Here is a 5,811-nt window from a genome sequence, read left to right on the forward strand (position 1 = left end):
AATTTTAGTTTCTCTTTCTTTTCATTATTTTCTTTATTTTTCAGCTTTTCCTTATAGTTTTCATACTGCTGATTATAAGCTAAAAATTCATAAGCCAGTTCTCTAAAGGCCATTAAATCATCGATATCTTTCTGATTTTCAATGGCAATCAAAGCAAAGAATCCCTGATTGCCCCATCTAAAGATGACATCTCTTCTTCTTTCTAAGATTTTAATAACTTCGCTATCCACCATGCCGGTCATTTCACTTTCGTAAAGTTCAATACTGTCACTATCAACGATACTGTTACCGTTAAAAGCTGCAGCGTTAAAGATATCTACAAAATTAACAGCTTTTTTTAGATGATGCTTTAAAATTGAATCATTTTTAATTTCTGATTTCATAATCTACTCCTTTCTATCTAAACTAGAAGAATAAATCATTAAATCTAAAGACATTATACTACATAATTTATTCTTCTACTATCTATATACAACCGCACTTAGTGTTTTTTCTTTTTTTATTTTTAAATTCTTTAAAAAAATAGCATTTTTAACTAAAAAGATAAAATAAAGTTACCAATTATAACGAAAAAAACAGAATCTTAACTATAATTCTGTTTTTTATCTTTCAGTAAATTATTTATTAGATGATGATAGCTGTTTTAAAAAATAATATATTACATTACCAATAGAACCAAGAAACAAGCCTAGGATAATTACCTAATGATGTAATATAAGACAATTAATATATATGATTGTATGAAGCAAATATTTTAATATTTATAAACGTATTATCGTTAAAAATAATTTCTAACTAACATAATAAGATTTTTTTAATCTAATTAAAATTCAAAAGTTAAAACTTATTTTCATAGTAATCAAATGTTGTTACCACAATCATATTTATAATTAACCGATTTGAATTTTGATTAGAAATCATAAATAATCTTTTAGCACCATGTATAAATGTAGATACGTTGATTTTTTAAAACGGTACTGCTAGCACCTTTATGTTTTACCTTTGGATTTGAAGTAAGCTTATATGTTTTACATAACATTGTCTAATGGTATCATCATACAAATAGCTAAAACAAGATTATTTTCAATGATGAAAAAACATTCTCCTTGCTTTATTAGTTCATCGATTTAAACAAATGTTTGTAAAACATAGTCTTTCAAAATACCAAAAAAATTAATAATCCAATTAAAATTAAAATAAATAAAATCTTAATGATATTTTTTTAACTTAATAATCTTGGTTATTATCCTTATCTAAAATAGTAATTATAGTATTAATGGCATCACATAGTTGATTACAATCATCACTAGTTAAATTTTTAATTTGTTGGTGAATTTGGTTATTTGTTAATTGAATCATTTTTTCTGTTTCTTCTTGTCCTTTTTTAGTTAAAGCTAGATATATAACTCGTTTGTCTACTTCTGATTTTTCTTTTTCAATTAATCCTTTATCAAAAAAAAGTTTAATGATGCGACTTAAATAACTTTTATCGATTCCTAATGCTTTATTAATTTCACATTGTTTGCACTGATTACGAATTTTTAAGTTCAAATAAAATTCTTATTTCTATAACAGAATAATCACTATTTAGATAACCGGAATTTAAAAGTCCCATATTAACAGTATAAAACGATTAAATTTTCTTATTTCATTAATTGTTTTAATATATTGATCCATGTTTATTCCTCTTTTTAATAAAATACTCTTAACTTAGTAAGCTAAGAGTATTTTTGATACTTCAATTGATTAATAGAATTTACAAATATCGACAACATTTTTTCTCTTAGGACGGTCTGGGTCAATATCAGGATATCCTAAAGCAATAACGGAAACAATAATTTCTGTTTCATCAATATGAAGTAATTCGCGTAATTTTTGTTCATCACGAATTCCCATGATCAAGGTACCTAAACCTAGCTCCGTTGCTTTTAATACTAAATTTTGATTGTGTAATCCTAAATCATAAGCACCCCAATTATTTCCTAATTCATTGCTTGGTGTACCATCCCGTTCAAATCCAGAACGATTTTTAACAAAACTAGTAACAATCAAAGCAGCCGCATTTTTGCTGTTTTCTTGATTAAATGTTGGTAAACATTCATTTCTAACAGTAGCTAACATATCTTTAGAATAAACAACATGATAACGGGCTGTTTGACTATTTTTCCATGATGGTGCTTCAATTGCAGCCTGGATAATTGTTTCAATCATTTCTTTAGAAACTGGTTTTTCTTGATAACGGCGAATACTGCGACGAGTTTTTAATATTTGTTCAAATTCCATGATTATTCTCCTCCAACACATTTAGTTGATTTTATCTACTATTCAATTATATATTAAGATAGTGAAAAATATCAATAATGTTTGCAGAAAATAAAATCCTCCTTTATAGGTAGGATCATATAACTATTCTTTTTCTTCAGGTTCCATTATCTTATTACTACGAACTGTAATTGTACCTAATTCAATCAGTCCAATGAATTTATCAGTTAAATTGGGATCAAATTGTAAACCACGATTACGTTTTAATTCTTCAATGGCATACTCTAAAGAATACGCTTCTTTATAACTTCGCTTTGAAGTCATCGCATCAAAGGAATCAGCAATGGCCATAATCCTACCACCAGCCGGAATATCTTCGCCAGCAATACGCCGAGGATAACCGTGACCATCATAGCGTTCATGATGAGTTAAAACGATTGGGATAACATAATCAAGTGATGGTAAATGACGAATGATATTAACTGATGCTTCGACATGTGATTGCATTATTTTATATTCTTCATCACTTAATTTTGATGTTTTTTTCAAAATATTTTCAGCAATTCCAATTTTTCCAATATCATGAAGCAAAGCGGCTTCATTAATTATTTCTACTAATTCACTATCATAACCACAGGCAATTGCAAGATTAGTTGCATAATAAGCTACATTTTCAGAATGAGTGAAAGTATAATGATCTTTAGCATCAATTGCTGCTGTTAAAGCATATATTGTCGGTGCATATTCAAGATAGATATTTTGCTTTTGTTTATGACCATCTTGTAGTGATGCCCCTTGATTAGTTTCCAAAGTTCCAGCATTGTAAACCGATACACGATTTTTTCCATTCTTTTTTGACTGATATAATGCTTGATCAGCATAATCTAAAAGCTGCTTTACGGTATTTGCAGCAGCTGGAATAGAGCTGATTCCAAAACTGGCAGTGACTACTTTTAAAGAATATTCATTTTTTCGTTTATTTAAGTTAGTAATTTGTTCCCGAATTTTTTCAGCTAACTCTTTTGCTGCTGATGGTCCATAATCTGGTAAAATAATTCCAAACTCTTTTCCACCCAAACGAGCTGTATAACCTTGAGTATTGACATAATCTTGCATTATTTTAGCAATATTAACTAAAACAATATCCCCTTCCTTGTTACCGTAAAGCTGATTATATAAACGAACATCATCTACACTAACCATAATTAATGATAACTGTCGTTCTCCCAGTTTTTCATATTCATTATTTAATGTTTCGTAAAAATACTTTCGGTTTAAAAGACCTGTTAATTCATCGGTTCTAGCTTCTAGATAAGCTGCTTCATACATTTTCGAATTAATTAAAGCAATTGCACTTATTGATGCAACTGAAGACAAAAAGTTAATTTCACCATATACATAGCCAGCTCGACGCGGTTTAGGGGCTAATAAGATTAAACCAATTAATGTTTCTTGTTTAATAGGAACAATCCCTTCTATATCTAAACTTTCAAATAAATTTTTTTCACTATCCCGCATTGACCGATAATTTACGGTCTGCTTAAATTCACTGTAAAAAATCATATCATCACTGTTCATCAGTTTAACTACTACTGGATTATCATGATTGATCGTGTAATTATTTTTTCTTAACGGACTGCTACTGTGTCTAATTATAAAATCATCATTATTATCACTTAAACAAATATAAACATATTTTGTTTCTACACATTTTAAAATAATATCATTCATTAAAGTCATGATTTCATCAACATTTAATGTTTTAGAAACATGACTAGAAAAATCTTTTAAGCTTTCCGTTTGCAATATTTCTTCTTTGATAAAAACAGCATCAATAAATTTTTTCAACAAATTATAAATAAGAGCAGTAACCAGAGTAAATGCCACCGCAATTATTAAAGTATAATATTTATTGGGAATAAATTTAAAGTTTTCTGCTAATACTTCTTGGAAAATACCAACAATATTGGCAAATACAATAATTGATACTAATCCCGCAATTGTATAACTGCTACGTCTAGAAACCAACAAATTAAGTCTAAATAAACGCCGTTTATACAACGAATAAAACATACAGAAAGCATTAATTACCCCGGATAAAATATCAATGGGAAAACCCGGAAACCAGCCAATTAAAACACAAATATTCCCAAAGATCATAAATCCAATTCCAATAAAGATAACAGTTAACTGTCTTAACTGCTGACGATTTTCCTTATAACCTTTATACATTATAGTAACACAATGAATTATACTTAATAAAAAGAAACAGAAAAAAAGATACGTTTTAATATCGCTATGATAATAGAAAGCTGTTGTCCCACGATTATTTAAGATATATTCTGGCGCTGGTAAAAAAGCCCCTGTCAAAACATTAATTATAAACAAGACCATGAATAAAAATAGCCAGAACAATCCATTTTTACTTTTTTTATTAAATAAATAATGGTGTACAAAACTAATAAAGCAATACGGTACTAAACAAAGTCCCAACATCGAAACATCATACCAAAACTTCACTGAAGGACCAATCAAAGACCGCATCAAAAACGAACCACCCGTCCATAAAATCATCGCTAATAATAAAATCATAAATGATTTAATCAGTTTTGTTTTTTTCGATGCTGATAAAGAAATAAATAAAAAAGAAAAACAATACAAGGCGATAATAGAAACAAACGTATAATTATTCATATAATCGACCTCCTAAACCAATTCGATAATCTTTTTCCAAAATAACAAGTATTTCAATCATTGTGGAAATGATTTTAGGATGTGTTTTTTCATAACAAGCAAGCATTATATTTTCTTTACTGAATCCCTTTTTTGTAAAATAATCAACGATCTTTAATCTTAATAATTGGATAACCTGGTTAATTGAATTTTCAGTAATTCGAGTAAAACCACCAATATCAATCACACTTGAAGTATGATCAAGATATTTAAATCTTGGTAATTTTATTTTTTCCGCTAAATTCATAATCTTCCTCCTAATAATGATTTTATATGTCTTATACTTTTGATCGTTGGTATCCAAAAAAGTATCTCATTTTTATATTCATCATAACCAATAAACTGGAAAAATAAGCAAATCTTAGATGATCACATAAATAACATTTAATCCGTTATAAACAATCAGCATAAATAAACCATCATTACAGGTAGACATAAATATAAAAATAAATCCCATCAGATAACGCCAGGATGATGACATAAAGCATACATACTAGTGTGCAAACAAGTTTGTTTACAGCAATCACTGTGATACTCTTCGTCAAGATTCAAGGCAAAAAATAATGTATAAACTAGTAAACATATTAATATTATTGATAACAATAAAAAAAGACTTTATTAATTTTCCAAATTATTGAAAAATTAGCTATGATATTAATTAAAGTCGTTATAACGATCAAGATACTGCCAAGTAAAAAATATTTATTCAGCTGCTTTTTATGAAAATATATCAAATTAAAATCATCTAGATACAACAATAAAAAAGCACTAATTCCAAGTATTTTCATCATATATTTCTCACAACTTATATATAAA

At 27.8% G+C, this 5,811-nt stretch carries 5 protein-coding genes and 1 pseudogene; all 6 read right to left on the reverse strand.

The features are described 5' to 3' along the window. Window positions 1-383 (reverse strand): hypothetical protein (locus J7M77_RS14505; RefSeq protein WP_296879843.1); only part of this gene is annotated, 383 nt, incomplete at its 3' end. Window positions 384-1,227: 844 nt separating this feature from the next. Next, window positions 1,228-1,551 (reverse strand): MarR family transcriptional regulator, encoded by a 324-nt coding sequence (locus J7M77_RS14510; RefSeq protein ID WP_296879845.1) that lies wholly within the window; start codon window positions 1,549-1,551, stop codon window positions 1,228-1,230. A gap of 195 nt (window positions 1,552-1,746) precedes the next feature. Next, on the reverse strand, window positions 1,747-2,283 hold the full coding sequence (locus J7M77_RS14515; RefSeq protein ID WP_296879847.1) for a nitroreductase: 537 nt from the start codon (window positions 2,281-2,283) through the stop codon (window positions 1,747-1,749). A gap of 123 nt (window positions 2,284-2,406) precedes the next feature. Then, window positions 2,407-4,956 carry an HD domain-containing phosphohydrolase gene (locus J7M77_RS14520; RefSeq protein WP_296879849.1) on the reverse strand — a complete coding sequence of 850 codons (2,550 nt, stop codon included), beginning with the start codon at window positions 4,954-4,956 and terminating at the stop codon, window positions 2,407-2,409. Further along, a complete protein-coding gene (locus J7M77_RS14525) occupies window positions 4,949-5,242 on the reverse strand; it encodes a hypothetical protein (RefSeq protein ID WP_296879851.1) in 294 nt (97 codons plus the stop codon). Before J7M77_RS14525 ends, J7M77_RS14520 begins: the two co-directional genes overlap by 8 nt. A gap of 343 nt (window positions 5,243-5,585) precedes the next feature. Further along, window positions 5,586-5,811, reverse strand: a pseudogene (locus tag J7M77_RS14530) (hypothetical protein); the annotation flags it as partial.

It is taken from the genome of Thomasclavelia sp. (genome assembly GCF_017889095.1).
In the GTDB taxonomy this organism is placed as follows: Bacteria; Bacillota_I; Bacilli_A; order Erysipelotrichales; family Coprobacillaceae; genus Thomasclavelia.

Bases quoted from the DNA above. Each gene is read 5' to 3' on its own strand.
- J7M77_RS14515 (WP_296879847.1), bottom strand. From the start codon at position 2,283: ATGGAATTTGAACAAATATTAAAAACTCGTCGCAGTATTCGCCGTTAT.
- J7M77_RS14520 (WP_296879849.1), bottom strand. From the start codon at position 4,956: ATGAATAATTATACGTTTGTTTCTATTATCGCCTTGTATTGTTTTTCT.
- J7M77_RS14525 (WP_296879851.1), bottom strand. From the start codon at position 5,242: ATGAATTTAGCGGAAAAAATAAAATTACCAAGATTTAAATATCTTGAT.